General features: G+C 72.5%; 23 protein-coding genes and 2 pseudogenes. 10 read left to right on the top strand and 15 right to left on the bottom strand.

Annotated elements, in window-relative coordinates; translation table 11 throughout:
• Nucleotide 1: 1 nt before the first annotated feature.
• Nucleotides 2–910, bottom strand: coding sequence for a glycerophosphodiester phosphodiesterase (locus ACF062_RS02700; protein ID WP_392134757.1), 909 nt, complete (start codon nt 908–910; stop codon nt 2–4).
• A gap of 167 nt (nt 911–1,077) precedes the next feature.
• Between ACF062_RS02700 and ACF062_RS02695 the strand changes: the two genes are divergently transcribed.
• Nucleotides 1,078–1,803 (top strand): bifunctional DNA primase/polymerase, encoded by a 726-nt coding sequence (locus tag ACF062_RS02695; protein WP_223774301.1) that lies wholly within the window; start codon nt 1,078–1,080, stop codon nt 1,801–1,803.
• 20 nt (nt 1,804–1,823) lie between these two features.
• Here ACF062_RS02695 and ACF062_RS02690 read toward each other — a convergent pair whose 3' ends face one another.
• The 7 genes from ACF062_RS02690 to ACF062_RS02660 form a co-directional block, all read right to left on the bottom strand.
• The gene (locus ACF062_RS02690) at nt 1,824–2,810 is read right to left on the bottom strand and encodes a hypothetical protein (RefSeq protein WP_392134754.1); all 987 of its coding nucleotides are present in this window, start codon (nt 2,808–2,810) and stop codon (nt 1,824–1,826) included.
• Between the two features lie 37 nt (nt 2,811–2,847).
• Nucleotides 2,848–3,702: an iron uptake transporter permease EfeU gene (gene efeU / locus ACF062_RS02685; protein WP_392134751.1), complete on the bottom strand. Its 855-nt coding sequence runs from the start codon at nt 3,700–3,702 to the stop codon at nt 2,848–2,850.
• 4 nt (nt 3,703–3,706) lie between these two features.
• Nucleotides 3,707–4,948 (bottom strand): iron uptake transporter deferrochelatase/peroxidase subunit, encoded by a 1,242-nt coding sequence (efeB, locus tag ACF062_RS02680; protein ID WP_392134748.1) that lies wholly within the window; start codon nt 4,946–4,948, stop codon nt 3,707–3,709.
• 15 nt (nt 4,949–4,963) lie between these two features.
• Nucleotides 4,964–6,130, bottom strand: coding sequence for an iron uptake system protein EfeO (gene efeO, locus ACF062_RS02675; RefSeq protein WP_392136456.1), 1,167 nt, complete (start codon nt 6,128–6,130; stop codon nt 4,964–4,966).
• Nucleotides 6,131–6,328: 198 nt separating this feature from the next.
• Nucleotides 6,329–7,171, bottom strand: a complete 843-nt coding sequence (locus ACF062_RS02670; protein WP_392136453.1) for a heme ABC transporter ATP-binding protein — start codon at nt 7,169–7,171, stop codon at nt 6,329–6,331.
• The gene (locus ACF062_RS02665) at nt 7,171–8,250 is read right to left on the bottom strand and encodes a FecCD family ABC transporter permease (RefSeq protein WP_392134745.1); all 1,080 of its coding nucleotides are present in this window, start codon (nt 8,248–8,250) and stop codon (nt 7,171–7,173) included. Before ACF062_RS02665 ends, ACF062_RS02670 begins: the two co-directional genes overlap by 1 nt.
• 2 nt (nt 8,251–8,252) lie before the next feature.
• A complete protein-coding gene (locus ACF062_RS02660; RefSeq protein ID WP_392134742.1) occupies nt 8,253–9,266 on the bottom strand; it encodes a hemin ABC transporter substrate-binding protein in 1,014 nt (337 codons plus the stop codon).
• Between the two features lie 136 nt (nt 9,267–9,402).
• Here ACF062_RS02660 and ACF062_RS02655 point away from each other — a divergent pair, with 136 nt between their 5' ends.
• From ACF062_RS02655 to ACF062_RS02645, 3 genes and pseudogenes are all read left to right on the top strand, one after another.
• Nucleotides 9,403–10,914 (top strand): HtaA domain-containing protein, encoded by a 1,512-nt coding sequence (locus ACF062_RS02655; RefSeq protein WP_392134739.1) that lies wholly within the window; start codon nt 9,403–9,405, stop codon nt 10,912–10,914.
• Between the two features lie 75 nt (nt 10,915–10,989).
• On the top strand, nt 10,990–12,501 hold the full coding sequence (locus tag ACF062_RS02650) for an HtaA domain-containing protein (protein ID WP_392134736.1): 1,512 nt from the start codon (nt 10,990–10,992) through the stop codon (nt 12,499–12,501).
• A gap of 38 nt (nt 12,502–12,539) precedes the next feature.
• A pseudogene (locus ACF062_RS02645) lies at nt 12,540–12,858 on the top strand (PhzF family phenazine biosynthesis protein); the annotation flags it as partial.
• Between the two features lie 27 nt (nt 12,859–12,885).
• On the opposite strand, the gene ACF062_RS02640 reads toward ACF062_RS02645, so the two are convergent.
• A complete protein-coding gene (locus ACF062_RS02640) occupies nt 12,886–13,563 on the bottom strand; it encodes a heme oxygenase (biliverdin-producing) (protein WP_392134733.1) in 678 nt (225 codons plus the stop codon).
• Nucleotides 13,564–13,740: 177 nt separating this feature from the next.
• Nucleotides 13,741–14,598 (bottom strand): type I methionyl aminopeptidase, encoded by an 858-nt coding sequence (gene map / locus ACF062_RS02635; protein ID WP_392134730.1) that lies wholly within the window; start codon nt 14,596–14,598, stop codon nt 13,741–13,743.
• A gap of 80 nt (nt 14,599–14,678) precedes the next feature.
• On the opposite strand from map, the gene ACF062_RS02630 reads away from it, so the two are divergent.
• Nucleotides 14,679–14,906, top strand: a complete 228-nt coding sequence (locus ACF062_RS02630; protein WP_223774291.1) for a hypothetical protein — start codon at nt 14,679–14,681, stop codon at nt 14,904–14,906.
• Nucleotides 14,907–15,060: 154 nt separating this feature from the next.
• Here the strand turns inward: ACF062_RS02630 and ACF062_RS02625 are convergent, their stop codons facing one another.
• Entirely contained in the window at nt 15,061–16,341 is a 1,281-nt protein-coding gene (locus ACF062_RS02625; RefSeq protein ID WP_392134727.1) for an MFS transporter, read from the bottom strand.
• Nucleotides 16,342–16,405: 64 nt separating this feature from the next.
• Entirely contained in the window at nt 16,406–17,023 is a 618-nt protein-coding gene (locus ACF062_RS02620) for a hypothetical protein (protein ID WP_392134724.1), read from the bottom strand.
• 79 nt (nt 17,024–17,102) lie between these two features.
• On the opposite strand from ACF062_RS02620, the gene ACF062_RS02615 reads away from it, so the two are divergent.
• The 3 genes and pseudogenes from ACF062_RS02615 to ACF062_RS02605 all read left to right on the top strand — a co-directional run bounded on the left by ACF062_RS02615 (nt 17,103) and on the right by ACF062_RS02605 (nt 19,247).
• Nucleotides 17,103–18,179 carry an exo-alpha-sialidase gene (locus ACF062_RS02615; protein ID WP_392134721.1) on the top strand — a complete coding sequence of 359 codons (1,077 nt, stop codon included), beginning with the start codon at nt 17,103–17,105 and terminating at the stop codon, nt 18,177–18,179.
• A gap of 30 nt (nt 18,180–18,209) precedes the next feature.
• Nucleotides 18,210–18,950, top strand: a complete 741-nt coding sequence (gene npdG, locus ACF062_RS02610) for an NADPH-dependent F420 reductase (RefSeq protein ID WP_392134718.1) — start codon at nt 18,210–18,212, stop codon at nt 18,948–18,950.
• Between the two features lie 50 nt (nt 18,951–19,000).
• Nucleotides 19,001–19,247, top strand: a pseudogene (locus tag ACF062_RS02605) (hypothetical protein).
• On the opposite strand, the gene ACF062_RS02600 reads toward ACF062_RS02605, so the two are convergent.
• Entirely contained in the window at nt 19,237–20,040 is an 804-nt protein-coding gene (locus ACF062_RS02600) for a site-2 protease family protein (protein ID WP_392134715.1), read from the bottom strand. The pseudogene ACF062_RS02605 and the gene ACF062_RS02600 sit on opposite strands and share 11 nt — an antisense overlap.
• 97 nt (nt 20,041–20,137) lie before the next feature.
• Here ACF062_RS02600 and ACF062_RS02595 point away from each other — a divergent pair, with 97 nt between their 5' ends.
• Together ACF062_RS02595 and ACF062_RS02590 are read left to right on the top strand one after the other, a co-directional pair.
• Nucleotides 20,138–20,959, top strand: a complete 822-nt coding sequence (locus ACF062_RS02595; RefSeq protein ID WP_392134712.1) for a DUF6578 domain-containing protein — start codon at nt 20,138–20,140, stop codon at nt 20,957–20,959.
• A 92-nt stretch (nt 20,960–21,051) separates the two neighbouring features.
• Nucleotides 21,052–24,465: a BTAD domain-containing putative transcriptional regulator gene (locus ACF062_RS02590; RefSeq protein ID WP_392134709.1), complete on the top strand. Its 3,414-nt coding sequence runs from the start codon at nt 21,052–21,054 to the stop codon at nt 24,463–24,465.
• Here ACF062_RS02590 and ACF062_RS02585 read toward each other — a convergent pair whose 3' ends face one another.
• Together ACF062_RS02585 and ACF062_RS02580 are read right to left on the bottom strand one after the other, a co-directional pair.
• A complete protein-coding gene (locus ACF062_RS02585) occupies nt 24,466–25,299 on the bottom strand; it encodes an ABC transporter permease (protein ID WP_223774282.1) in 834 nt (277 codons plus the stop codon).
• Nucleotides 25,296–26,315: an ATP-binding cassette domain-containing protein gene (locus tag ACF062_RS02580; RefSeq protein ID WP_392134706.1), complete on the bottom strand. Its 1,020-nt coding sequence runs from the start codon at nt 26,313–26,315 to the stop codon at nt 25,296–25,298. The genes ACF062_RS02585 and ACF062_RS02580 overlap by 4 nt, the downstream gene beginning before the upstream one ends.
• Nucleotides 26,316–26,350 lie beyond the last annotated feature (35 nt).

The following is a 26,350-nucleotide window of genomic DNA, read 5'->3' as shown; positions in this document are numbered from 1 at the left end:
TTCAGCGCCTGTACCGCTTGGCCGGCGTACGCGCGAGCCGTTTGCCGGGCGTACGGGTGAGCCACGGGGCGGGCGTACGCGTGAGCCGTTTGACCGGGGTGCGGGCGAGGAGCCCGGGAGCGTCCGTGATGACGCCGTTGCAGCCCAGCCGCAGCACCCGGTCACGCTGGCGCGCCGTGGTCACCGTGTGCGCCCACACGCGTGGGATGCCCGAGTTCACCGCGCGCAGCAGATCGCGGTCGCGCGCCTTGTGGTCCACGTCCAGGACGTCCACATACGGCCGCCAGCGCTCGGGCCGGTCGGTGCGCATCTGCGCCTTGGAGCGCCACAGCTGGGTCAGCAGGCCCAGGCGGTGGGCCCGGCGCGCGACCGCGGGGCTGTTGGAGTTCACGAAGACCGAGCGGGTCAGGCCGCGGGCGCGGATCAGCCCGGCCAGCTCCCGGAGGCTCCGCGGATCCTTGGCCTCCAGCATCAGCATGATCCGACCGCCGAACCGGTCCAGGACCTCCTCGACCGTCGGTGCCCGCTCCGGACGCCACCGGCCGGGCAGCGAGGCGGCGGGCCGCAGCAGGACGCCGTGCCAGCCGGCCCGGTCCATCAGCCGCACCGGGCCCGCCGCGTACGTGGTGCGGTCCAGGGTCTCGTCGTGCATGACCACCAGCGTGCCGTCGCGCAGCATCCGCGTATCGAAGTCGATGACCTGCGCGGTGCCGCGTTCGTACGCGGCCAGCAGCCCCGCCATGCTGTTCTCCGGCACCTCCAGGGCGCCGCCGCGGTGCGCGGTGTAGACGACGCGGGGCAGCGCGTCCACGGTCAGGGGGGAGCGGCCCCACTCGATCGGGGCGAGGAAGCCGCTCGGTGCCGCGACGGCCAGCGCCGTGAGGCCTGTCAGCGCAGTCCTAATGACCATGGCGACACCGTAGGTGGGCAAATCAGTACTTGCCACACAATGGCGTCCAATGTGGTCCGCCGTCGGCATCGCCCCGAGCACCCCGGATGTGGGCTCCGGCCCCCGGAGGCGCAGGATGGTGGGACCATGGGTCATGCTTTCGGCACAACGGCGAGGTGAGGGGCTAGATGGGCGCGGAGTTCGGCAGCCGGTCCGGCGGGCAGGGCAAGATTTCCCAGTGGCTCCGGCGTCGCCCCAAGGACACGGCCGGGGATGACAGGGCCCGCGAGGACCTGCTGCTCGCCGCCGCCGCGGCCGGGCTGCCGCTCGCCCCGGCCGCGTACCCCTCGGGCTACCGATGTTCCTGCGACCGCATCGGCTGCCCCACGCCCGCCCGCCACCCCGTCTCCTTCGCCTGGCAGACGCAGTCCACGACCGACCGCGGCCAGATCGAGCGCTGGGCCCGCCATCAGCCGCAGGCCAACTTCATCACCGCGACCGGCATGGTCCACGACGTCCTGGACGTGCCGCTGAACGCCGGGCGCGAGGCCCTGCGGCGCCTCCTCGCGGCCGGTATCGACGTCGGCCCCGTCGCCGAGTCGGGCGATGACCGGATGCTCTTCTACACCGCCACCCGAGGCACCCCCGAGGACGAGGACGAGTGGTGGCCCTGCGAGCTGGACTGCCACCCCGAGACGATGGACGAGCACCCGGGCCTGCGCTGGCACTGCCGCGGCTCGTACGTCCTGGTGCCGCCCGCCAAGCTCCCCGGTGACCTGGACGTGCGCTGGGTGCGCGGGCCCGAGCATCCGCTGCCGGACCCGCTGACGCTCCTGGAGACGCTCACCGACGAATGCGCGCGGGTCGCGGGAGAGCCCCAGCAGGACATCGCCGCCTGGCCGCTGCGGGGCTGACGGACGGCGCCGTCCGGGTTCTACTCGCCCTTCGCCCCCGTGAGCCCCTGGATGCGGCCGAGGAACGCCACCTTGTCGCCGCCGGACCGCGCCGGGTCCACGACCACCTGGTTGGCGGCGCGGGTCAGCAGCAGGGACTGCCGCACCTCGCCCTTGAGCAGCGCCTTGGCGTCCGCGTCGACCCTCGGGCTCAGGCCCTTGAAAGCGGTCTGCTTCTCGTAGTGGCGCGTGGAGAAGAACACCAGCGCGCCGCCGTCCTCGGTGCGCAGCCCCAGCGGCGCGAACGAACCGGCGTTCTGCGGCTCGTCGATGTACTGCACCGCAAGACCGGCCCGCTTGGTGTTCTTGTCGCGGATCGCCTTCCAGCCGCTCGTGTGGTCGCCCGGCGCGAAGTCCTCGCCGCCCGACTTCAGATACGACGTGTACTTCTCGCCGAGAGCCGCGGGGGATATCGCGAGGTTCTTCGCGGCCACGTCCACCGGCTCCGCCCAGCCGTCCTTGTCCTTCCTCAGCTCGGGCATCTTCTTCGGCGACACCAGGTTCAGGTACGTGGCCCGCCACACCTCGTCCGGGCCCGCCTTGGTGAAGACCCACAGCCAGCGCAGGTCCGAGCGGCGGTTGGCCTTGGTGTCCGCCATGAACCAGCGGGGCCAGCCGGCCTTCTTCGGGATCGAGTACGTCACGTCCGTCAGTTCCAGCGGCACATGCTGCTTGTTGCCGCCCGGGTGCTGCACGCCCCGCGACTTCAGGCCCGCCTGGTTGATGGCGCCCAGCGGACCCGTGATCCGGGCCGCGTCGAGCGTCGGATCCAGCTCCTTGTCCGCCTTGTTGTACGCGGCGAGGAAGTCCTTCAGCGCCTTGGCCGCCTCGGCCTTCGTCGCCGCCGGGACGACCTCGCGCTCGCCGTGCACCGTCACACAACCGGTCGACGTCATCGCCAAGGAGGTCACCGCTGCCGCCGCCGCGACCGGACGGCAGTGACCGCGGAGCCTGCGCACCTTACTCATGGGGTCCCTTCACCTACGCCCTTTCCGGGCCCGAACCCTACCGGGGCCGCACAGCCGCCTCGGCCCCGGTGGGGGGCTCGGCCGCCGCCCGCGCCGGGGCGAAGAAGAACACCAGCGTCGGCACCAGATACAGCAGCCAGACCACGACCTGGAGAACCGTCGGATCCGGCTGGAAGTTGAACACGCCCTTCAGGAGCGTGCCGTACCAACTGTCCGGCGGGATCGTCGCGCTGACGTCGAACGCCTTGTCCCGCAGACCGCCGACGAACTCCGCCTCCTGGAGGTCGTGCACGCCGTACGCGAGGACACCCGCCGCCACGACGACCAGCATCGCGCCGGTCCAGGTGAAGAACCTCGCGAGGTCGATGCGGACCGCGCCCCTGTAGAACAGCCAGCCCATCGCCACCGCCGTCAGCAGCCCGAGGACCACGCCGATCAGCGGCCCGTGCGAACCGTCGCCGGAGGCCCGCACCGACGCCCAGACGAACAGGGCCGTCTCCAGGCCCTCCCGGCCCACCGCGAGGAAGGCCGTCGCCACCAGCGCGGCCGTGCCCATCCGGAGCGCCGCGTCCAGCTTGCCGTGCAGCTCCGCCCTCAAGTGCCGTGCGGTGCGCCGCATCCAGAAGACCATCCACGTCACCAGGCCCACGGCGATGATCGACAGCGAACCGCCGAGCGCCTCCTGTGCCTTGAACGTCAGCTCCTGCGAACCGAAGGTGAGCGCGCAGCCGAAGCCGAGCGCCAGCGCCACCGCGACGCCGATACCGGCCCAGACCGGCACCAGCGCGTCCCGCCGCTCCGTCTTCACCAGATACGCGATGAGGATGCAGACGACCAGACTGGCCTCGAGCCCCTCACGCAGACCTATCAGATAGTTGCCGAAGCTGAACATCCGTTCATGCCTTCCCGGTGAACAGGCCCCTGCCCCACCAGTCGTCCTCGTCGCGGACGCCCGGCGGGACCGCGAAGACCGCGGAACCCACGTGCTGGATGTATTCGTTGAGCGCGTCGGAGCGCGCCAGGTTGCGCTGCACCGGAATGAATCCGGTGCGTACGTCCCGCTGGTAGGCGAGGAAGAACAGCCCCGCGTCCAGGCGGCCGAGGCCGTCGGTGCCGTCCGTGAAGGAGTAGCCGCGCCGCAGGATCGTCGCCCCGCCGTTGGCGTCGGGGTGCGCGAGCCGGACGTGCGCGTCGGGCTTCATCGCCTTCAGGAACGGCTCGTCGTGCTCCTTGGCCCTGCCGACCGGCGCGCCCTCGCCCTTGTCGCGCCCGAACACGTCCTCCTGCTCACCGAGCGAAGTCCGGTCCCACGTCTCGATGTTCATCCGGATGCGCCGCGCCACGAGATACGAGCCGCCCGCCATCCAGTCCGGCCCGTCCTTCTCGCCGACCCACACGTGCTTGGCGAGCGCCGCGCGGTCCTGCCCCGAGACGTTGCGCGTGCCGTCCTTGAAACCGAACAGGTTACGAGGGGTCTGCGCGTCCGGTGTCGTCGACGACGTCTTGCCGAAGCCGAGCTGCGACCAGCGCACCGCGACCTTCCCGAAGCCGATGCGGGCGAGGTTGCGGACGGCGTGCACGGCGACCTGCGGGTCGTCCGCGCAGGCCTGCACGCACAGGTCACCGCCGCTGCGGGCCTTGTCGAGGTTGTCGCCGGGGAACTTGGGCAGGTCGACCAGGGCCTTCGGTCGCCTGCCGGACAGGTCGAACCGCTCGAACAGGGAGGGGCCGAAGCCGATCGTCAGCGTCAGCCGGGACGGCGGGAGACCGAGCGCCTCTCCGGTGTCGTCCGGCGGCGCCTCGGCGAGCCCGCCGTGGGCGCCCGCGCCGACCGTGCGCCCCGCCGTCATCCGCGCCGCGGCCTTCGTCCACTCCTTGAGGAGCCCCACGAACTCCTCGCGGTCGTCCGTCTTCACGTCGAACGCCGCGAAGTGCAGCCGGTCCTGCACGGCGGTCGCGATCCCGGCCTGGTGCGCGCCGTGGAAGGGGACGGCACCCCCGGCGGGCGCCACGTCATCATCGCCACCGCGCGCCATCGCGGCCGCGCCGCCGGCCGCCGCCGCGCCGAGCGCGAGCCCGGCACCGCCCCAGCCGAGCAGCGCACGCCGCGACGGCGGCCGGATGTCGTCGTCAGCCATCGTTCCCCCTTGCCGCTACTTGGACTTCGCGACGGCCGCGGCCAGCTTCGACAGCGGCTCCGCGAGGGCGTTCACACCGTCGGACAGTTCCTTGCGGTCCGCCTTGCCGACCTTGTCGTACGAGGTGAACTCGTAGGAGTCCGCACCGCCTTCGCGGTACTTCTCCAGGAGCTTGTCCAGGGCCGCGAACTGCTTGTCGAGCTCCTTCGTGAGCTTCGGGTCGTTCTCGGCGGCCACCGGCTTCAGCAGCGCGTAGGACTTCTCGGCGCCCTCGACGTTGGCCTTGAAGTCGACCAGGTCGGTGTGCGAGTAGCGCTCCTCCTCACCGGTGACCTTGCCGGTGGCGACCTCGTCCAGGAGCTCCTTGGCGCCGTTGGCCATGGAGGTCGGGGTGATGACGGCCTTGCCGACGCGGTTCTGCCAGTCCTTCAGATCCTTGTCGAGAAGGGTGGCCAGCTCCTTCTCGCGCTTGCCGATCTTCTTGTCCTGCCACAGGGCCCGCTCCAGACGGTGCCAGCCCGTCCAGTCCTTCTCCGCGTCCTGGCCGTCCTCCAGACCGTCCTCGCGGACGTCGACCTTCGGGTCGATGTCACCGAAGGACTCCGCCACCGGCTCGGTGCGCTCCCAGCCGACGCGGGAGGCGGCGTACGCCTTCTTCGCGGCCGGCAGGTCGCCCGCGCGCACCGCGTCGGTGAAGGCCTTCGCCTTCGGCAGCGTCGCGTCGGCCTGCTCCTGCGCGTACGAGCGGTAGGCGGCGACGGCCTCGTCCAGCCGGGGGTCGCGCTTCGCGGTCGTGCCGCCACCCGTGACGGTGACCTTCTGGCGGATGCCGTCGCCCTTCATCCCGGGCTTGCAGGCTATCTCGTACGCACCGGCCTTCACCTCGGCGGTGAGCTTCTGCTTCGTGCCCGGACCGATGTTCTCGCGCTCGCTGACGATGCGGTCGTCGGGGAAGAGGAGGTAGACCTCGGTGACCTTGGATCCCTTGTTCTCGATGGCCAGCTCCACGTGACCGGCGGAGAGCTTCTTCTTGGAGACCTCGCACGTGTCGTCGGTGGCCGTCACGCGCACGCTGTTCGCGCCGCCGCCCTTGGCGTCGCTCTTCTCCGTGCAGCCCGTGACGGCGGTCAGGGCCGCGACGGTCGCGACGGCGGTGACGACGGACAGGCGGGCGGGGCGCACGGGTCGCATAGAGGGCTCCAAGAGGGATTCACGGACGAGTGCCGGGCCCCACCACAAGCCAGCGAGGCGGACCTAACTTAACCGACCCTTACCTCGGCGATACCCGCCCGTTCCGTGATTCGGCTCTCACGTCGCGCCACGGCTCACGGGCCGATCACGGGCGGCTGATGGGGCGCCCATGACCGGGCAAAGCGCCGGTCAAGGGCTGCGGCGGGGAGTGACGACGGGGGCGCCGGTGCGCGGGTGCGGGAAGACCTCGACCGGCTGCCGGTACACCTCCGAGAGCAGCCTCTCCTCGAATACGTCACCGGGGGCGCCCTCCGCCGCGAGCGCCCCGCCCCGCAGCACCGCGACCCGGTCCGCGTACGCCGCCGCGAGGCCGAGGTCGTGCAGGACCACCACGACCGCGTCACCGGCGGCGGCCCGCTCCCGGCAGATCCCGAGGACCAGCTCCTGGTGGCGCAGATCGAGCGCGGCGGTCGGCTCGTCGAGCAGCAGCAGCGGGGCGCGCTGGGCGAGGACGCGGGCGAGCGCGACGCGGGCCCGCTCGCCGCCGCTGAGCGCGGAGAACGGACGTACGGCGAAGTCACCGACCTCGGTGGCCGCCATCGCCTCGCGCACGATTCGGTCGTCGTCGTCCGCCAGGCGCGTCCCGGCCCACGGCGCCCGCCCCATCCGGACGACGTCCTCGACCGCGAAGGGGAACGAGAGCGCGGCGGACTGCGGCAACACGGCTCGCCGCAGGGCGAGTTCGGCCGCCGTCCAGTCGGCCGCCGGGCGCCCGCAGACACGTACGGCCCCGGCCCCGGCCGGCAGGTCGGCGGCGAGCGCGGCCAGCAGCGTCGACTTCCCCGCGCCGTTCGGCCCGACCAGGGCCAGCACCTCGCCCGCGCGGGCGGCCACGGACACCCCCGCGAGGACCTCACGGCCGCCGAGCCGCACTCGCAGGCCCTCGGCCTCGGCGAGCACGTCACCGGCGGCGCTCGACCCCGGCAGCGCACGCCCCCGCCCCGCGAGGAGCTTCCTGCCCAGCTGTCCGATCACGCCCAACCACCCTGCCTGCGACGGGTCCTGCGCAGCAGCCAGAAGAAGAACGGGCTGCCGAAGAGAGCGGTGAGCACACCCAGCGGCAGCTCGGCGGGCGCGGCCACCGTACGCGCGGCCAGGTCGGCCGCGACAAGCACCACCGCACCGCCGAGCGCGCTGCCGGGCACGAGGAAGCGGTGCCCGGGGCCCGCCGCCATCCGCAGCAGGTGCGGGACGAGGAGGCCCACGAAGGTGATGATCCCGGCGACGGCCACGGCGGCCGCCGTCAGCAGCGCCACCACCAGGACCAGCACGAGCCGCAGCCGCTCGACGTCCACACCCAGGTGCCGGGCGGGCCGCTCGCCGAGCGCGAGCAGGTCGAGCCTGCGGGAGAAGAAGGGCGCGACGGCCAGACCGAGCAGCGCGCACGGCAGCACGGCCAGCACCTTCGGCCAGGTCGCCCCCGCGAGCGAACCCAGCTGCCAGAACGTGATCTGGCTCAGCTGCGCGTTGTCCGCGAAGAAGACGCACAGGCCGATGAGCGCGCCCGCGAACGCGTTCACGGCGATGCCGGTGAGGATCAGCGTGACGACTTCCGTCCGGCCGCCCTCGCGCGACATCACGTACACGAGGAGAACCGTCGCGAGCCCGGCGACGAACGCGCAGACGGTCACCGTCCAGTTGCCGAAGAAGTTCAGCCCCAGCGCGATGGAGGCGACCGCGCCGACCGCCGCGCCCGACGAGATGCCGATGACGCCGGGCTCGGCGAGCGGATTGCCGAACACGCCCTGCATCAGAGCTCCGGCGCAGCCGAGCGAGGCACCGACGAGCAGGGCGAGTACGACGCGGGGCAGGCGCACGTTCCACAGCACGCTCTCGCCGACCCGGTCCAGCGGGGCGCCGCCGACCCCCATGCGGTGCTGGACGGAGGAGACGACGTCGCCGAGAGGGATGTCGTACGCGCCGATCCCCGCGGAGAGCAGGCAGAGCAGGGTGAGGGCGGTGAGCAGCCCCACGACCAGCGGGAGGGCCGCCCGGCGGCGGCGCGGGGCCGCTGCGGCGGGGGTGGCCGGGGTGGCCGCTTTGGTCAGCACGGTCACTTGGTGTCCCCGTGGAGCTGCTCGACCAGGGACTTCAGCACCTGATCGGTGCGCGGCCCGTAGTTGAGGAGCACGCCGTCGTCGATCGAGACGACGCGGCGGTCCAGGCCGGCCGGGGTCTCGGCGACGCCGGGGACCTTCAGCAGGCCGTCGACGCCGTTCACCGAAGCCAGGCCTTTCGTCATCACGAGGATCGCGTCGGGCGCGGCCTCGGCGAGCGCCTCGCTGGTGATCGCGGTGAAGTCCTTCTTCAGCCCCGACTCCTTGCCCGCGTCGACCGCGCCCGCCGCCTCCAGGAGCGAACTCGCACCGGAATCACGGCCGCCGAGCAGGTAGACGGAGGCTGAACCGCGCAGATAGAGGAAGGCGACCCGCGGCTTCTTCGCGCGGCCCCCGGCGGGGATGCCCTTCCGGGCCGCGTCGATCCGTCGCTCCGTACGCCGCGTCAGTTCGGCACCGGACTTCTCGACGCCCAGGGTCTTGGCCACCGCCTCGATCCGCGGGCTCACGTCGTCGAGGCTCTTCGCGGGGTCGAACACGACGAGGGGGACGCCGGCGTCCCGGATCTGGTCGATGGCCTCGGCGGGCCCCGTGGTGGTGTCGGCGAGGACGACCGTCGGCTTGAGCGAGAGCACGCTCTCCGCCGACACGTCGTGGGCGCGCGTCACCACCGGCAGCTTCTCGGCCTGTTCGAAGGTGGCGGTGATGTCGCGGGCCACGACGTTCTCGCCGAGTCCGAGGGTGAAGACGATCTCGTTGAGGCTGCCGGTGAGCGGCACGATGCGGTCGGCGTCCCGCACCGTCACCCGGCGCCCGTCGGCGGAGGTGACGGTCACGGGCAGCTCGGGCTTCGCACCGCTCTTCACGGGCTCGACCCGGTCGGGCGCGGCGGCCCGCGACGCCGCCTTGCGTGGCTGCGCGGAGGCGTCGCCGTCCGGCGCGGCGCACGCCGTGAGGCCGAGGGCGAGCGCGGCGGCCCACGCGCCGGCGATACGGAGTGAGCGCGGCATACGCACCGAAGTCCACCGTCCTGTCGTGCGGTTGAGGTTCGAGGGAACCGGGGCGGGGTTCCAGCTGAAGCGATCGTAGTTTAGGTTAGCCTTACCTAATTAACTAGTCCGTCACCCCGCCGTGGAGGAGCCCCCCATGCTGTCGTCGAGACAGTCGACACAGTCGAGACAGGCACGCGCCCGTTCCCGCGTCCGCGCCGCGGCCGTGGCCGTGCTCACCGCCCTGCTGGCGGCGCTGCTCCCGGCGGCCGCCGCGCACGCGGAAGACCGCACGGTGCAAGGCGGACGGCTCGACTGGGGCGTCAAGACCTCCTTCCAGAGCTACGTCACCGGGCCCATCGCCCAGGGCGCCTCGACGCTCCAGGGCGGGGCCGTGACCGTCGGTGGCAGCCAGTTCCGCTTCCACTCGGCGAAGGGCTCGTACGACCCGGGCAGCGGGGCGTTCAGCGCGGGCTTCTCGGGCGGGGTGCGTTTCACCGGCCACAAGAAGGGCGGCTCGTACGAGCTGGACCTGACGATCAGCCGCCCCACGGTGAAGGTCTCCAAAGGCTCCGGGACGCTCTACGCCGACATGGTCAGCAAGGAGAAGGGCACCGGCAAGGTCACCTCGACCGCGCAGGTGCCACTGGCCGCGCTCGACGTCCGCGGCATCAACATGAAGGGCGGCACCGGCCCCATCGCCCTCAACAACCTTCCCGCCACCCTCACTTCGCAGGGCGCCAAGGCCTTCGCCGGTTACTACACGGCGGGCACGGCGCTCGACCCGGTGAGCCTGTCGACGGACCTCGTCGCGAAGTCCGGGACGGGGAAGGCCCCGAAGGCGAAGTCCGGCAAGGCGAAGGACGCCGAGGGCAAGTCCGGCAAGGCGAAGGACGGCGAGCGGGCGGCGGGCCGCATCGAGGACGCCGCCGTCGACTGGGGTGTGCGCCGCACGTTCCGGGAGTACGTCACCGGATCCATCGCCCAGGGCGAGTGGAAGCTCTCCGGCGGGGCCGAGGACGGGGGAGCGCTCTTCCGCTTCCCCAAGGGCGAGGGCACGTACGACGCGAAGAAGCGGTACCTCGCCGCGGAATTCGCGGGCGCCGTCCGCTTCACCGGCGAGCACGGCCTGGACCTCACGCTGAGCGGGATCGCCGTCGAAGTGAAGGACGGCAAGGGGACGTTGTATGCGGACGTCGACGACGGTGAGGATGGCGCCGGTGGTGATGAGGGCGTCATGAAGAAGGCCCCGCTCGTCACCTTCGCCGCCTCCGAGAAGGAGCTGCGGCCCGAGGACGGCTTGGTCTCGCTCACCGAGGTGCCCTCGAAGCTCACCACCGACGGGGCCAAGGCCTTCGGCGGCATGTACAAGGCCGGCGCCGACATGGACCCGCTCTCCCTCGCCGTCGCCCTCGACGCGGACGCCACGCTGCCCGCGCTCCCGGACCTCGGCTCCTCCGCGAGCCCCGCCCCGGCCCCGCGGCCGAAGAAGGCCGCCGCCCCCGAGGCCGAGAACGCGGCGGACGCCTCCGACTCCGCCGGTTCCTCGTCGAACGCCGTACCGATCGGGGTCGGCGCGGGCGTGGCGGTGCTGCTCGCGGCGGCGGTCGCGTTCGGAGTCGTACGCAAGAAGCGCGCGCGGGGCGGCGCGAACGCCTCGGACTCCTGACCCTCACGCCTCACTTCCACCTCTCCCAACATCCACCTCTCCCCACTTCCACCTCTCTCAAGGAGGAGCCTGACCATGTCCACGAACCGTCGCCCCCTCACCCTCGCGGCAGCCGTCGCCACGGCCGTCACGCTCGGCGCGTCAGCCCTCGCGCTCCCGGCGCTCGCCGCCGACGACGGCGGCAAGGCGGGCCCGCCGAAGCTGGAGCTCAAGGACGGCACGCTGGACTGGGGGCTGAAGGAGTCGTTCCGCAAGTACGTCACCGGCATGGCCCACGGCACGGTCGAGGCGACGGACGGCGCCAAGCAGGCGGCGGACAACGGGGTGTTCACCTTCACCGGCGGCACGGGTACGTACGACACCGGGACGCACGCCACCGCCACCGCGTTCAAGGGTGCCGTGCGGTTCGCCTCCACCGCCCACCGCTTCGACATCAAGATCGCCGACGTGAAGGTGCGTACAGAGGGGAAGACCGGTGCCATCCAGGCCGACGTCACCCTGAACGGCGCCACGCAGAACGACATCGATCTCGCCGCTCTCGATCTGAGTGCGGTCCGGCCCGGTCAGGGCGAGGGCGGCGCGATGACCTTCAAGGACATCCCGACGACGCTCACGGCGGACGGCGCCAAGGCGTTCAACGGCATGTACCAGGCGGGGGACAAGCTCGACCCGGCCACCCTCACGGTGAAGGCGGGCGGCACACCGACGGACAAGCCGACCGACAAGCCGACCGATAAGCCCACGGACAAGCCCACCGATAAGCCGACGGACAAGCCTGATCCCATCCCAACCCCCACGCGCACTACGGCCCCCACCGGCACCCCCACCCCCGAACGCACCACGGGCCAGGTCGTCGACGGCAGCCTCTCCTGGGGACTGAAGAAGACCTTCCGCACCTACATCTCCTCCGGTGGCGAGGTGACCGTCGCGGGCGGCGCCGAGAAGATCTCCGGCGGCTACGAGTTCCCCCACGCCAAGGCGACCGTGGACTCCGGCGCGAAGAAGGTCGACGCGTCCTTCGGCGGCAGCGTCCGCTTCACGTACAAGGCGCACGGCATCGACATGAAGTTCAGCGACCTCAAGGTGCGGGCGAAGGGTTCCAAGGGCACCCTGGTCGCCGACGTCACCACGCCCAAGGGCACCAACAACGACGTCAAGTTCGCGACGCTCGACCTCACCAAGGCCTCGTACCGGGCGAAGGGCGACGTCGTCCGGCTGACCAAGGTGCCGGCGGCGTTCACGGCGGCCGGCGCGGAGCAGTTCGCCAACGGCGCCGTCGGCTCCATGTACAAGGCGGGCCAGCGGATCGACCCGGTGACGGTCGCGCTGTCCCTCTCCGAGGGCGCCGAACTCGCCCCGGACGGCGGCCAGAGCGGCGGCGGGACGACCGACAGTACCGGAACAACCGGCTCCGGATCTGTGGGCGGCGACACGGTCGGCGGTTCACCCGGCGACGCGGGTTCGCTGGCGTCGACCGGCGCCGACATCCCCTCGGCCGCGCTGCTCGGCACGGCGGGGGCGGCCGTGGTGGCGGGCGCGGGCGCGGTGTACGTCGCCAGGCGCAAGCGGGGCACGGAACTGGCGTGACGCCTCAAGTCCCGGTTTGAATGCCCGGGTGACTGAACGGCACGGCTTGGCTGCTCGACGTGCCCGAACCAGTGACGCGGGCCGGGGTGGTGTCGGCGCGGCAGGACGGGGAGTTCAGCTGGATCGCGGCGCGCGGCGTGGGCGCCGCCGAGGACCCTGCGGCGGTACGGGACGGCAGCGGAGGTCGACGCGCTGGACGTACCGCCGCGGGGGGTGGGGGCACCTCCCACGCCTTTCGGGCAGTGGGAGAGGAGCTACGCCTGGGCGTGGGAGGACGAGGCGGCCGGGCGGGTGCGCGCGAGGGCCTTTCCCGGCCGGGACGACGGCATCGACGAGGACGAGGCGACGGGCGCGGCACAGGCCGGTGCCTCCGCGTAGTTCAGCTCACGCGCTGAGCGGGAACTCCTCGCCCAGCTCGCGGAAGACGGCGGTGTTCAAGGCGAAGGCGCGCTTGCACTCGTCCACGATCCGCTTCTTCTCCAGCTCGTCCGTGACGACCGCGTCGATCCCGTCGAGCAGTTCGCGGTAGCCCCGCTTGAACGCGGCCGGGTTGGAGATCCCCTCGAACACGTAGAAGCGCACGCCGTCGCCCTTGCGTGCGAAGCCCCAGGTCTGCTCGGCCTTGCCGCGGATGATCTGGCCGCCGGAGAGGTCGCCGAGGTAGCGGGTGTAGTGGTGGGCGACATAGCCGCCGGGCCAGGTGCGCGCGCACTCCTCGACCCGCGCCGCGTACGCGGCCGTGGCGGGCAGGGGGGTGAGGCCGCCGCGCCAGTCCGCGCCCCGCAGATGCGCGAGGTCACGCTCCAGCTCGCTCACGCGCAGCAGCTCGGGCCGGATGAACGGCCCCGCGATGGGGTCCTCGCTCAGCGCCTCCGCGCCGTCCTCCAGGGCGCGGTAGACGAACCACAGCTGTTCCGTGTAGCGGGCGTAGGCGTCGACGCCGAGCCGGCCGCCGAGCAGGTCGCTCATGAAGGTGGAGGTCTCGGCCTCGGTGTGCTGCTCGTGCGACGCGGTGCGGATCACCGTCGAGAAGGGTGTGGACGGCGTGAGCGGCGTATCCATGAGGGGCCTCCAGGAGCCGGATGACGGGTGGCGGGAACCAGCGACCGTGGGGAGATCATGGCAAGTTAGGCTTACCTAAGTCAACTGGTTCCCGACGTCCTGTCGGTAAAAACGCTACCCGTTTCCGGATGGGGCAACCACCGCTGCGCCTCACGAGCCTCAAGCGGCTCACGCGGCTCAGGGAAGCGTGAGGATCTCCGCCCCGGTGTCCGTCACCACCAGCGTGTGCTCGAACTGCGCGGTCCGCTTCCTGTCCTTGGTGACGACGGTCCAGCCGTCGTCCCACATGTCGTACTCGTGCGTGCCGAGGGTCAGCATCGGCTCGATCGTGAACGTCATGCCGGGCTGGATGGTGGTCGTCGCGTGCGGGCTGTCGTAGTGGGGGACGATCAGTCCGGAGTGGAAGGACGTGTTGATGCCGTGACCGGTGAAGTCACGCACGACGCCGTAGCCGAACCGCTTGGCGTACGACTCGATGACGCGGCCGATGATGTTGATCTGGCGGCCGGGCCTGACGGCCTTGATGGCGCGGTTGAGGGACTCGCGGGTCCGCTCGACGAGCAGCTTCGACTCCTCGTCGACGTCGCCGACGAGGTAGGTGGCGTTGTTGTCGCCGTGCACGCCGCCGATGTACGCCGTGACGTCGAGGTTGATGATGTCGCCGTCCTTGAGGACGGTGGAGTCCGGGATTCCGTGGCAGATGACTTCGTTGACCGAGCTGCACAGCGACTTCGGGAAGCCGCGGTAGCCGAGCGTGGAGGGGTAGGCGCCGTGGTCGCACATGTACTCGTGCGCGACACGGTCCAGCTCATCGGTGGTCACACCGGGCGCGATGTGCTTCGCGGCCTCTTCCATGGCGCGGGCGGCGATGCGGCCCGCGGTACGCATCAGTTCGATGGTCTCGGGGGTCTGCACCTCGGGCCCCGTGTACGGGGTGGGGGCGGGTTTTCCCACGTACTCCGGGCGCCTGATGTTGCCGGGTACGGAGCGGACGGGGGAGAGCTCCCCTGGGACGAGCAGTGACTGGCCAGACATGCGAGCGAGTCTAGCCAGCCGTCGTGGGGCAGCATGGCGTCAGAGAGCGGGACCGGAACGGATGACGGGAGCGGGCGGTCATGGCGCTGTTCAAGAAGCGGACGGTCGGCAAGCCGGGCGAGTGGTACTACTGCCTGGAGCACAAGAAGGTCGAAGAGGGCCCCGAGTGTCCCGGCAAGGACCGGATGGGCCCCTACGCCTCGCGCGCGGACGCCGAACAGGCGATGCGGACGGCCGCGGAGCGGAACCTCGAATGGGAGAACGACCCGCGGTGGCACGACACGGTGGGGCGCGGCGAGGACGACTGATCCCGCCGGGGCTCCGGCGGGACGGGGTGGTCCGGGGCCCGCGCGGTCCGCTGCGAGGGGCCGGGGGTGGGGGCCTGGATGCCCCCGAGGCCCCGGACGCCCGGGAGGCTCCCGGTAGCCCCGTGAGCCCGGTGGCCCCGCGACGCCCCGGAAGCTACGGCGTCGCCGTCGCCCTCGCCGCGTCCCGTTGCCGGCGGAGCCTCGCGTCCGGGTCCGTCGTGGCGTCGTACGAGACGAGCCGCGGCAGCGCCGCCGCGAGGGCGGCGACCGAGGCCACGCAGGCGACGCCGCCGGACCAGATGGCGGACCGGGTGCCGGTCCAGCCCGCCGCCGCGCCCGCGCGGACCTGCCCCAGCTGCGGGCCGACGCTGTAGGACAGCACCTCTATGCCGGCGAGGCGGCCCCGCAGCTCGTCGGGGATCGTCTGGTTCCAGATGGTGGAGCGGCCGAGGCCGCTCAGCATGTCCCCGGCGCCCGCCAGCGCCAGGCACCCCAGCACCGCCCACACGTTCGCGAACCAGCCCGCCGCCGTGATCGCGAGCCCCCACCCCGCCGCCCCGAACACCACGAGCAGCCCGTGCCGCCGCACCCGCGACGTCCAGCCGCTGGTGAGGCCGAGCAGCAGCGACCCCACCGCCCCGGCCGCGTACATCAGGCCGAGTGACCACTCGGCGTCCAGCTCGTCCGCGAGGAACGGGAAGACCGCGTTCGGGTAGGCGAAGAACATCGCCGCCATGTCCACCGCGTACGTCCCGAGGAGTACCGGCCGCGACCACGCGTACCGCGCGCCTTCCGCGAGGCCCCTCAGCGACGGCTTCTGCGCGTCGCGCGCGGCGGGCGCCGGGGAGAGCCGGGTGCACAGCAGGACCGAGACGGTGAAGCCGACCACCGTCACGGCGTACGCGGACGCGTGCCCGGCAAACGCGACGACGAGACCCGCGAGCGACGGGCCTGCGATCGCGCCCACGTTCCAGCGGAACGAGTTCAGCGCCGCGGCCGCCGTCAGCTGGTCGTGCGGCACGATCCGCGCCATCAGGGAGTCGAGCGCCGGGCGTTGCAGCCCGGCGAGCGCCGAGACGCCGGCCGCGACGACGTACAGGGGCCACAGCAGAGGGGACGGCAGCAGCGCGTTGACCAGTAGGACCACGGCCAGCAGGCCCAGCGCGGCCTCGCTCAGGAGGATCACCTTGCGCCGGTCCACGGCGTCGGCGAGGGCGCCGCCGTACAGCCCGAAGACGATCAGCGGCACGAGCTCCACCGCGCCCATCGCCCCCACCGCGAGCGGCGAGTCCGTCAGCTCCTTGATCTGCAACGGCAGCGCGACCATCGCCATGAAGCTGCCGAAGTACGTGACGAGCCCCTGCACCCACAGCAGCCGGAAGTCACGCGTGGAGCGCCACGGGGAGAGGTCGGGCAGGATCGCGGAGAGAGGCACGAGAACTCATGTTCAGCGCCGCCCGGCGCACCGGGCAACCGAATTTCCGCGGCGCGGGGACCGCTCACCACCGCGTCGGCGGCGGTGACGTCAGCTGATCGGCGAGGCGCGAGAGCCGGTCGCGGAAGCGGCGGCGCCCCCGCGCCACGGGCAGCGCGTTCTCCCCGGCGGCTGCGCTCACCAGGTGCTGCACCGTGTCCAGATCGAGGTCGTGTGCCGTTCCGGAGTCCTCCCCGGGGACCGCCAGCGCCTCGTGGGACAGGGCGCTCAGGTCCCGGTCGCCGGAGCCGAGCGCGAGCACGGTCGCCCCGGCCCGCCGCGCGTCGTGCACCCGCGTGAGCAACCCGGCGTCCGGCGCCTCCGGCGCCACGACCAGCAGCGTCTCGCCGCGCCGCGCGGCCTCGATCCGGCCGAGGCCGGTCGACAGGTGCGCGGGATCGGAGGCGAGGACCCGGTGCCGTACGAGAGTGGGGGTCAGCTCCGGCGTGCCGGACCAGGCCGCCTCGTCCACCAGGTGGGCGGCCAGATGCCAGGGTTCGTAGGCCCGGGTCCCGACGAGCAGCAGTCCGCCGCCGTGCGGCACCACGGACGACCGCAGGGACCCCGCGAAGCGGCGCGTGGCGCCGAGCCACTCGGTCCCCGCGAGCACTTCGCGCAACAGTGCCACCCGTACGGCGTCCATGGCGCCGCATCTTGCCCCGACAGGTCAGTCGTGACCGGGAGTTCACCCGGAATTCCCCCGGAGTGGGGAAGGGCGGGGGATGACTTATGAGACGTCTGTTCCCTTCCGCGCGGGCCGCGAGGGCTACGCGAGCTTCCGCATACCGGCCGTCGTCACCACCGCCCGCGGCACCGTCCTCGCCTTCTGCGAGGGCCGCGTCGGCTCCCAGGAGGACTTCGGCGACATCGACATCGTCCTCAAGCGCTCCTTCGACGGCGGCCGCACCTGGGGCCCGCTCCAGACCGTCGGCAAGAACGGCACCGACCTCGCGGGCAACCCCGCCCCCGTCGTCCTCGCCACCGGCCGGATCCTGCTCGTCCACGTCAGGAACGCCGCCTCCGCCACCGAGGACGCCATCCGCCGCGGCAAGGTCTCCGCGGCCGCCGGGCGGCGCGTGTGGGTGCAGCACAGCGACGACGACGGCCGCACCTGGTCCGCCCCGCGCGAGATCACCGGCCAGGTGAAGAAGACGAACTGGCGGTGGTACGCCACCACACCCGGCCACGCCATCCAGCTCACCACCGGCCGCGTCGTCGTCCCCGCCAACCACTCCCTGCCGCCGACGGGGACGGACAACGGCACCGAGGGCAAGTACAACGGCGGCCACTGCCTGCTCAGCGACGACTCCGGCGCCACCTGGAGCATCGGCTACACCGACGACAACACCAACGGCTACATCAACGTGAACGAGACCACCGCCGCCGAACTCCCCGACGGACGCCTGTACTTCAACACCCGCAACGACTCCCCGGCCCCCGGCAACCGCGCCGACGCCCACTCCCGCGACGGCGGCCGCAGCCTCGTCAGGCCCTTCCGCCCGCAGGCCGGTCTCACCGGGCCCGTGGTCGAGGGCAGCGTCCTCCAGGTGCGTGACCCCGACGTACTCCTCTTCTCCGGTCCCGCCGACCCCGGCTTCCGCGCCCTGATGACCGTGCGCCGTTCCACCGACTCCGGCACCACCTGGCGGACCGCCCACACGGTCGACGGGCTGCCGGCCGCGTACTCCGATCTCGTACGCCTCGACGAGGAGAGCGTCGGGCTCCTCTACGAGACGGGCGACTTCAGCGCGTACGAGACGATCACCTTCCGCCGGATCCCGTTGGGGGAACTCGTGTAGCCGGCTGTGACCGGTGAGTAAGGTCGCCCCATGACCTCTACAGACAGTGCCGCGAACAGTGCCGCGGACAGTGCGCAGAAGGCTCCCGCCAAGGCCCCGGCCAAGGATCCCTGGGAGCTGCCCGACGTGTCCGGGCTCGTCGTGGGTGTCCTCGGCGGCACCGGCGACCAGGGGCGCGGCCTCGCCTACCGCCTCGCCCGCGCCGGCCAGAAGGTGATCATCGGCTCCCGCGCGGCGGAGCGCGCGCAGGCCGCCGCCGACGAGCTGGGCCTCGGCGTCGAGGGCGCCGAGAACGCGGAGTGCGCCCGGCGCAGCGACATCGTGATCGTCGCCGTGCCGTGGGAGGGCCACGGCAAGACCCTCGAAGCGCTGCGGGAGGACCTGCGCGGCAAGCTCGTGATCGACTGCGTGAACCCGCTCGGCTTCGACAAGAAGGGCGCCTACGCCCTCAAGCCCGAGGAGGGCAGCGCCGCCGAGCAGGCCGCCGCCCTGCTGCCGGACTCCCGCGTCACGGCCGCCTTCCACCACCTGTCGGCCGTGCTGCTCCAGGACGCCGACGTCGAGGAGATCGACACCGACGTCATGGTCCTCGGCGAGAGCCGCGCCGACACGGACGTCGTGCAGGCGCTCGCCGCCCGTATCCCCGGCATGCGCGGCGTCTTCGCCGGCCGGCTGCGCAATGCCCACCAGGTGGAGTCCCTGGTCGCCAACCTGATCTCCGTCAACCGCCGCTACAAGGCGCACGCGGGGCTGCGGGTCACCGACGTGTAGGAACCCGGAGGGACGTGGCGGGGCGGGCGGCGGCATGGGGGACAGGAGGCATGGGGGACACTGGAGGGGTACGTCAGCCATGCCTCGCCCCGACAGGAGCCGACCCCCATGCCCCGCCTCGCTCTGTACGCCCTCGTGGTCTGCGCGCTCGCCGTCGCCGCCGCCGTGATCTCCTTCGTGCAGGGCAGCTGGCTCGGGATCGTATGGGTGCTGCTCGCGGGGCTCTCGTCGAACATGGCGTGGTTCTACCTGCGGCGGGCGAAGCTGCGCGGGGGCACGTCCGCCCCTACGGGCTGAGCGGCGGCGGGACCTCCTCCGTGCCGTCCCAGAAGCGGTACAGGTCCCGGCCCCAGTAGGTGTCCCACTCGTCGACGCCGAGGCCGCGCAGGATCGCGTCGATCGCGTCGAAGAAGGCGCCGTTGACCTCCGGGATCCACAGCACCGCGAAGACCGCGAGAAGCCCGAACGGCGCGAACGGCTCCACCTGCCGCCGGATCCTGTACGACAGCCAGGGCTCGATCACGCCGTACCCGTCGAGGCCCGGGATGGGCAGCGAGTTCAGGATCGCCGCCGTGACCTGGAGCAGGGCGAGGAACGCGAGGGCGTAGCGGAACGCGTCCGGCACGCCGTCGAGGGCGCCCAGCCAGAACGGCGCCGTGCAGACCACCGCGAACAGCACGTTCGTCAGCGGGCCCGCCGCCGAGATCAGGCTGTGCTTCCAGCGGCCCCGGATCCGGCCCCGCTCGATGAAGACGGCGCCGCCGGGCAGGCCGATGCCGCCCATGATCACGAAGACGACGGGCAGCACGATGCTGAGCAGCGCGTGCGTGTACTTGAGCGGGTTGAGCGTCAGGTAGCCCTTCGCGCCGATCGAGATGTCGCCGCTGTGCAGGGCCGTGCGGGCGTGCGCGTACTCGTGCAGGCAGAGGGAGACGATCCAGGCCGCCGTCACGAAGAGGAACACGGCGAGCCCGGGATTGTCCGAGAAGCCGGTCCAGGTGGCCCAGCCGGAGACCGCCGTGACGGCGGCGATCCCGAGGAAGACGGGACTGATCCGCCGGTCGGAGCGTCGGATGGGGGCGGTGGTCATGGGGCGGGGCTCCTGGGGTCGCGGGTCTGCCCGACCGTAGCGGGCGTACGGCGAAAACGTCTCGCACATGCCGGGGAGTTCCGGGGAAGCTGGGGTCATGGCGCTGTGGAAGGTGATGTACGAGGACTGGCAGATGGAGTGCTGCGGGGAGCCGTTCGCCGTGGGGGACGAGGTGGCGTGGCCGCTGCGGGTCGACGGCGACCGCCTGGACGACGCGGCCTGGGCGGCCGACCGCAGCGAGATCGAGGGCCCGGTGGTGCGGCTGGACGCGCTGGAGGGGGACTGGGCGGAGGGCGACGGTGACCTAGAGGGCGACGGTGACTTCGAGGGCGGCGGCTTCGAGGGCGACGGCGGCTTCGTGGACGACGGCGGCTTCGTGGACGACGGCGGCTTCGGGGGCCCCGACAGTCAGGACTCCGACAGCCAGGGCGCCGACGGGGAGGGCGCTGGCGGGGAGGGCGCCGAGAGTCAGGGTGCCGACGGGGAGGGCGCCGGCGGGGAGGACGTCGAGAGTCAGGGCGCCGGCGGGGAAGACGCCGACGGCGAGGGCGGCTTCGAGGAGCCGTGGGAGCCCGCGGTCGTCCAGGCCCACGGCATCACCGTCCCGTGGAACCGCCCGGCCCCCAGCCCGCCCGAGCCCGTCCGGCTCACCGGTCTGCTCACCGTCGAGCGGCACGGCGGCCGGTGGCCGGACACGGTCGGCAGGGTCCGTGCCATCCACATCGTCACGCAGGGCTTCGCCGAGACCGCCGAGGGCTCGCGGACGTACCAGCCGGTGCCCGGCGAGCGGCGGCTGCGCCCCGTCGAGTCGTGCCCGAAGTGGTTCCAGGCGGAGGAGCGGTCCCGTACGACACAGGGGCCGGGATACCGGCGGGAGGAGACCGGCGTCCTGGTGGAGCTGGAGGTCCGCGAAGCCTGAACGGCGCGCGGGGGCAGGGGAGTCGAGCGGCGCGGGGCCCTCGGACGGGCGCACGGCGCACGGCGGCCACGCGCGGAAGGGACAATGGGCCGGTGCGTTACCGCGTTCTCGGGACGACCCGAGCTGTCCGCGCCGACGGAACATCCGTTCCCATCGGCGGTGCGCGCCTGCGCGCCCTCCTGGCGGCGCTCGCCCTGCGCGCGGACCGTGCGGTGCCCGCCGCGGTCCTGGTCGACGAGGTATGGGGCGCCGAGCCGCCCGCCGACGCGAGCGGCGCCCTCCAGGCGCTGGTGGGCCGGCTCCGCAGGATCCTCGGCGCCGACCGCGTCGCCTCGGTGGACGGCGGCTACCGGCTGTGCGCGAGCCCCGACGACGTGGACGTCTTCCGCTTCGACCGGCTGGTCGGCGAGGGCGGCCGCGCCCTGGCCGACGGCGACCCGGCCAAGGCGGCCGCCCTGCTCGACGAAGCGCTCGCCCTGTGGAGCGGCGAGGCCCTCGCCGACCTGCCGGACCGCGCGGCCGACGCCGCCCGCTGGCAGGCACGCCGCCTCGACGCCCGCCGCGCCGGGCTGGCCGCGGCTCTCGCACTCGGCCGGGCGGAACAGGTCCTGCCCGAACTCACCGCCCTCTGCGGCACCCACCCCCTGGACGAGCCGCTCCAGGCCCTGCGGCTGCGCGCCCTACGGGACGCCGGCCGCCCGGCGGAGGCGCTCGCCGCGTACGAGGACATACGGCGCGGCATGGCGGACCGGCTCGGAGTCGACCCAGGCGCCGAACTCCAGGCGCTGCACGCGGAGTTGCTGCACGGCCGGCCTGTCGCGCCGCGGGCTGCCGAGCCGCAGCCGGCAGAGCCGGTACAGCCGCTACGGCCACGGCCACGGCCGCCCGGCAACCTCCGCGCCCGCCTCACCTCCTTCGTCGGGCGCGAGGCCGACATCGAGGCGCTACGGGCCGACCTCACGCGCGCCCGGCTCGTCACGCTGCTCGGGCCCGGCGGCGCCGGGAAGACCCGGCTCTCCCAGGAGGCCGCCGAGACCCTCGCCGCCGACGTCCCGGACGGCGTGTGGCTGGCCGAACTCGCGCCCGTGGAGGATCCGGCGGACGTCCCCGAGGCCGTCCTGACCGCGCTCGGCGCCCGCGAGACCGTGCTGCGCGGCGCCGGCGCCGAGGAGATGCGGGCCCTGTCGGAGCGGCACGGCGAGGACCCCGTCGCCCGGCTCGTCGAGCACTGCGCCGGGCGCCGCATGCTCGTCATCCTGGACAACTGCGAACACGTCGTGGAGGCCGCGGCCCGCCTCGCCGACGAACTCCTCGGCCGCTGCCCCGGCCTGACCGTCCTCGCCACCAGCAGGGAACCCCTCGGGGTCCCCGGCGAGTCGCTGCGGCCCGTCGAGCCGCTGCCCGAGCCCGTCGCGGTGCGGCTGTTCGCCGAGCGTGGGGCCGCCGCCCGGCCCGGGTTCACCGTGGACGAAGACCCGGCCGCCGCGGCCGAGATCTGCCGGCGCCTCGACGGCCTGCCGCTCGCCATCGAACTGGCCGCCGCCCGCCTGCGACTGCTCACCCTCCGCCAGATCGCCGACCGCCTCGACGACCGCTTCCGGCTCCTGACCAGCGGCGCCCGCACCGTCCTGCCCCGCCAGCAGACCCTGCGGGCCGTCGTCGACTGGTCCTGGGACCTGCTCGACGCCCCCGAACGGGCCGTCCTGCGGCGGCTTTCCGTCTTCGCGGGCGGCTGCGACCTCGCCGCCGCCGAAGCGGTCTGCGCGCACGGCGATAGCGACAACAGCCACAACAGCCACAACAGCGGCAACAGCCACAACAGCGACAACAACGGCGCCAGCGGCGACAGCCCGTACGACGTCGCCGACTCGCTCGGGTCCCTCGTCGACAAGTCCCTTGTCGTCGCCGCCCCTTCGCCGCTGCCCGGCGCGGGCATGCGCTACCAGCTGCTCGAAACCGTCGCCGAGTACGCGGGCGAGCGGCTCGACGAAGCCGGGGACCGCGCCGACGCCGAACGCGCGCACCTCGTGCACTACCGCGAGCTCGCCCGCACCACCGACCCCGAACTGCGCGGCAGCGGACAGCTCACCGCCGTCGAGCGCCTCGAAATCGAGTACGAGAACCTGCGCACCGCCCTGCGGCATGCCGTGGCCGCGGGCGATGAACAGGAGACGCTCTGCCTGGTCCTGTCCCTGTGCTGGTTCTGGGAGATCCGCGGGCTGCGCCTGGAGGCCCGAAACTGGTCCCGCGACGCCATGGCCCTCGGCCCCGACCCCTTCGCCCCGCCCGTCGTCCCCGCGCCCCCGCTCGACGAACCGTGCACCGCCGCGCCCCCGCCCATGCGCCCCGAGGTCCTCGACGAGGCGCGCCGCGGCGTACGCCTCCTCGACCTCGCCTGCATGGACATGGACATGGACGCGTGGCAGACCCCGGAGGCCGAGGAGCGGCTGCGCGGCATCCGGGAGGCCTACCGGCCGGGACTGCCGCAGACCTGCCGCATCCCGGGCAGCCTCTGGTTCTTCGCCGTGATGCTCGGCGGCGACGCGGACATGCTGCGCGCCACGCTCGACAAGACCGTCGAGACCTGCCGGGAGCTCGGCTACGCCTGGGAGCTGGCCGGCGCCCTCCAGATGCGCGCCAACATCCTCGCGAGCCACGCCGGCCGGGCGGGCGAGGCGAGCCGTGACGCGGACGAGGCGCTGCGGGGCTTCACCCGGCTCGGCGACGCGTGGGGCATCGCCGAGGCGCTCTCCGCGCGGGGCGAGTCACGGGAGCGCTGCGGCCGGTTCGCCCTCGCCGCCGAGGACTACGAGGCCGCCATCGCCTACGCCGAACAGCTGGGCGCCCAGAGTCAGGTGGAGGTGCTCAGGGCCCGCCTCGGCTCGGCCCTGATGGAATCGGCCGACGGCTTCGAGCGGGGCGAGGCGATACTGCGGGACGTCCTCGCGGGCAGCGGCCGGGCGCACACCGGTGAGGCCGTGCCCGCGGCCCGGCTCTTCCTCCTCGGCGCGCTCGGCCGCACCGGCCGCCTCGACGAGGCACGGGAACACCTGCGGTGGCTGCGCGAGGAGATCACCGTGGTCGGCTACACCGTCTTCGACAGCTTCGTGCTCGGCCTCCAGGCCTGGCTGGACACTCTCGACGGCCGGTGCGCCGAGGGCGTGGCCGTGGCACGCGTCGCCATCCAGGAGGCCCGCGCGCCCCTGTCGTTGATGGTCGCGCCGCACGGCGTCGCCGTCCAACTGCGCATCGCCGCCCGCGCGCTGGCCGGGCTGGACGGCGGCAGCCGCGCCGCCGACGCCGCCCGGCTGCTCGCGGTGGCCGAACGGGAGCACCCCGCGGGCCACTTCCCGAACGCGATGGAGCGGGAGATCCACGAGGACGCGGCCCGGCTCGCCCGCGCCGCGCTCGGCGCCGCCGCGTACGAGGCCGCGTACGCCGAGGGCGGTGACCTCACACTCGACGAGGCCACCGCCCTGTGCACGGCAACGGCGCCGAGCCGCTGATCAGTTCTTGGTGCGGAACTTGTGGATGGCGATCGGCGCCATCACCAGTGTCAGCGCCGCCGACCAGCCGACCGTCACCCAGATGTCGTGCGCGATGGGGCCACCGATCATCAGGCCGCGCGCGGAGTCCGCGAGCGCGGACAGCGGGTTGTAGTCGGTGAAGGCCTGGAGCCAGCCCGGCATCGACTTCGTCGGCGCGAAGATCGACGAACCGAACTGGAGCGGCATCAGGACGAGGAAGCCCATCGCCTGCACGGACTGGGCGCTCTTCATCGTGACGCCGAGGACCAGGAAGATCCACATGATGGCCGTGCCGAAGAGCGTGGAGAGGCCCACCGCGGCGAACAGACCGCCCCAGTTCGTGATGTCGAAGCCCACCAGGACACCGACGATCATCATGATCGTCGTCGCGATGAGCAGCCGGATCACCTCCACCACGATCTTGGCGAAGAGCACCGAACCCTGGCCGATCGGCAGGGTGCGGAAGCGGTCCATGATGCCGTTCTGGAAGTCCTGGTTGAAGCCGGTGCCGACGGCCATGGCGATGTTCATGCTCATCATCGCCATCATGCCGGGGACCACGTACTGCACGTACTTGTCCTGACCGCCGCCGAGCGCCTGCCCGATCGAACCGCCGAAGACGTACACGAACAGGAGCGTGAAGACGATCGGCATCAGGACCGCGTCGAACATCGACTCCGGGTCCTGGCGTATCCACAGCAGATTTCGGCGCACCAGCGCGCCGGTGTGGCGGACGTGGGCGCGCGGGCCTATGCGGGCGTCGGCCTCCTGGCCCTTGGCGAGGGGCGGCGGCGTGAGAGTGGTGCTGCTCATACGGCAACCTCCTCGAGTTCGGGGCGGGCGTCCTGCGGGGCGCCGGCCTTCTGGCCGGTGATGGAGAGGAACACCTCGTCCAGGCTGGGCAGTTCGGTGGCGATCGAACCGATCGTGATGCCGCGCGCGGAGACCGCGCCGACCACGGCGGTCAGCTGCTCGTCGCTGAGGATGGGGACGAGGACCGTGCCGGACTCGATGTCCACGGTGGACGTGGCGAGACCGGTCAGGCCGAGGTCGTCCAGGGTGTTCGCCAGCGGGCGCAGCTCCAGCGGGTCGACCGGGCGGATCCGCAGCGTGCGGCCGCCGACCTTCGCCTTCAGCTCGTCGATGCCGCCGCTTGCGATGACCTTGCCGCGGTCGATGACCGTCAGCTCGGAGGCCAACTGCTCGGCCTCCTCCATGTACTGGGTGGTCAGCAGCACGGTGACGCCGTCGGCGACCATCCGCTTGACCTCGGCCCACACCTCGTTGCGGGTGCGGGGGTCGAGGCCGGTCGTCGGCTCGTCCAGGTAGAGGACGGCCGGGCTGCCGATCATGGAGGCGGCCAGGTCGAGGCGGCGGCGCATACCGCCGGAGTACGTGTTCGCCGGGCGCTTGGCGGCCTCGGTGAGGGAGAACCGCTCGAGCAGGCCGTCGGCCCGGGACCAGGCCTCCTTGCGGGACAGGTCGAGCAGCCGCCCGATCATGTACAGGTTCTCGCGGCCCGACAGCTTCTCGTCCACCGAGGCGTACTGGCCGGTCAGGCCTATGACCCGGCGGAGCTGGCGGGGCTGGCGGGTCACGTCGTACCCGGCGACGACGGCGGTGCCGGCGTCCGGAGTTATCAGGGTGGACAGGCAGCGTACGAGGGTGGTCTTACCGGCGCCGTTCGGGCCGAGTACGCCGAGGACGGTGCCCTCGCGTACGTCCAGGTCCACGCCGTCCAGTGCCTTGGTCTCGCCGTAGTGCTTGACCAGTCCCCTTACGGTGACCGCGCTCCCTGCGCTGTCGGGGTTCTTGTCGATTCGCGTCATGCGGTACAAGGTGCCATGCGGCACCGACAAACCGC

Origin of the sequence: Streptomyces sp. NPDC015345 (genome assembly GCF_043078805.1) — a bacterium.
Taxonomy (GTDB): Bacteria; Actinomycetota; Actinomycetes; order Streptomycetales; family Streptomycetaceae; genus Streptomyces.
This window is presented reverse-complemented; position numbering and strand designations above follow the sequence as displayed.

What these genes read in the sequence shown, in the direction of transcription:
- ACF062_RS02600 (WP_392134715.1), bottom strand. Translation starts at nt 20,040, where the DNA reads ATGACCACCGCCCCCATCCGACGCTCCGACCGGCGGATCAGTCCCGTC.
- ACF062_RS02700 (WP_392134757.1), bottom strand. Translation starts at nt 910, where the DNA reads ATGGTCATTAGGACTGCGCTGACAGGCCTCACGGCGCTGGCCGTCGCG.
- npdG (WP_392134718.1), top strand. Translation starts at nt 18,210, where the DNA reads ATGACCTCTACAGACAGTGCCGCGAACAGTGCCGCGGACAGTGCGCAG.
- ACF062_RS02690 (WP_392134754.1), bottom strand. Translation starts at nt 2,810, where the DNA reads ATGAGTAAGGTGCGCAGGCTCCGCGGTCACTGCCGTCCGGTCGCGGCG.
- map (WP_392134730.1), bottom strand. Translation starts at nt 14,598, where the DNA reads ATGTCTGGCCAGTCACTGCTCGTCCCAGGGGAGCTCTCCCCCGTCCGC.
- efeB (WP_392134748.1), bottom strand. Translation starts at nt 4,948, where the DNA reads ATGGCTGACGACGACATCCGGCCGCCGTCGCGGCGTGCGCTGCTCGGC.
- ACF062_RS02695 (WP_223774301.1), top strand. Translation starts at nt 1,078, where the DNA reads ATGGGCGCGGAGTTCGGCAGCCGGTCCGGCGGGCAGGGCAAGATTTCC.
- ACF062_RS02580 (WP_392134706.1), bottom strand. Translation starts at nt 26,315, where the DNA reads ATGACGCGAATCGACAAGAACCCCGACAGCGCAGGGAGCGCGGTCACC.
- efeU (WP_392134751.1), bottom strand. Translation starts at nt 3,702, where the DNA reads ATGTTCAGCTTCGGCAACTATCTGATAGGTCTGCGTGAGGGGCTCGAG.
- ACF062_RS02655 (WP_392134739.1), top strand. Translation starts at nt 9,403, where the DNA reads ATGCTGTCGTCGAGACAGTCGACACAGTCGAGACAGGCACGCGCCCGT.
- ACF062_RS02595 (WP_392134712.1), top strand. Translation starts at nt 20,138, where the DNA reads ATGGCGCTGTGGAAGGTGATGTACGAGGACTGGCAGATGGAGTGCTGC.
- ACF062_RS02585 (WP_223774282.1), bottom strand. Translation starts at nt 25,299, where the DNA reads ATGAGCAGCACCACTCTCACGCCGCCGCCCCTCGCCAAGGGCCAGGAG.
- ACF062_RS02650 (WP_392134736.1), top strand. Translation starts at nt 10,990, where the DNA reads ATGTCCACGAACCGTCGCCCCCTCACCCTCGCGGCAGCCGTCGCCACG.
- ACF062_RS02660 (WP_392134742.1), bottom strand. Translation starts at nt 9,266, where the DNA reads ATGCCGCGCTCACTCCGTATCGCCGGCGCGTGGGCCGCCGCGCTCGCC.
- ACF062_RS02640 (WP_392134733.1), bottom strand. Translation starts at nt 13,563, where the DNA reads ATGGATACGCCGCTCACGCCGTCCACACCCTTCTCGACGGTGATCCGC.
- ACF062_RS02615 (WP_392134721.1), top strand. Translation starts at nt 17,103, where the DNA reads ATGACTTATGAGACGTCTGTTCCCTTCCGCGCGGGCCGCGAGGGCTAC.
- ACF062_RS02630 (WP_223774291.1), top strand. Translation starts at nt 14,679, where the DNA reads ATGGCGCTGTTCAAGAAGCGGACGGTCGGCAAGCCGGGCGAGTGGTAC.
- ACF062_RS02620 (WP_392134724.1), bottom strand. Translation starts at nt 17,023, where the DNA reads ATGGACGCCGTACGGGTGGCACTGTTGCGCGAAGTGCTCGCGGGGACC.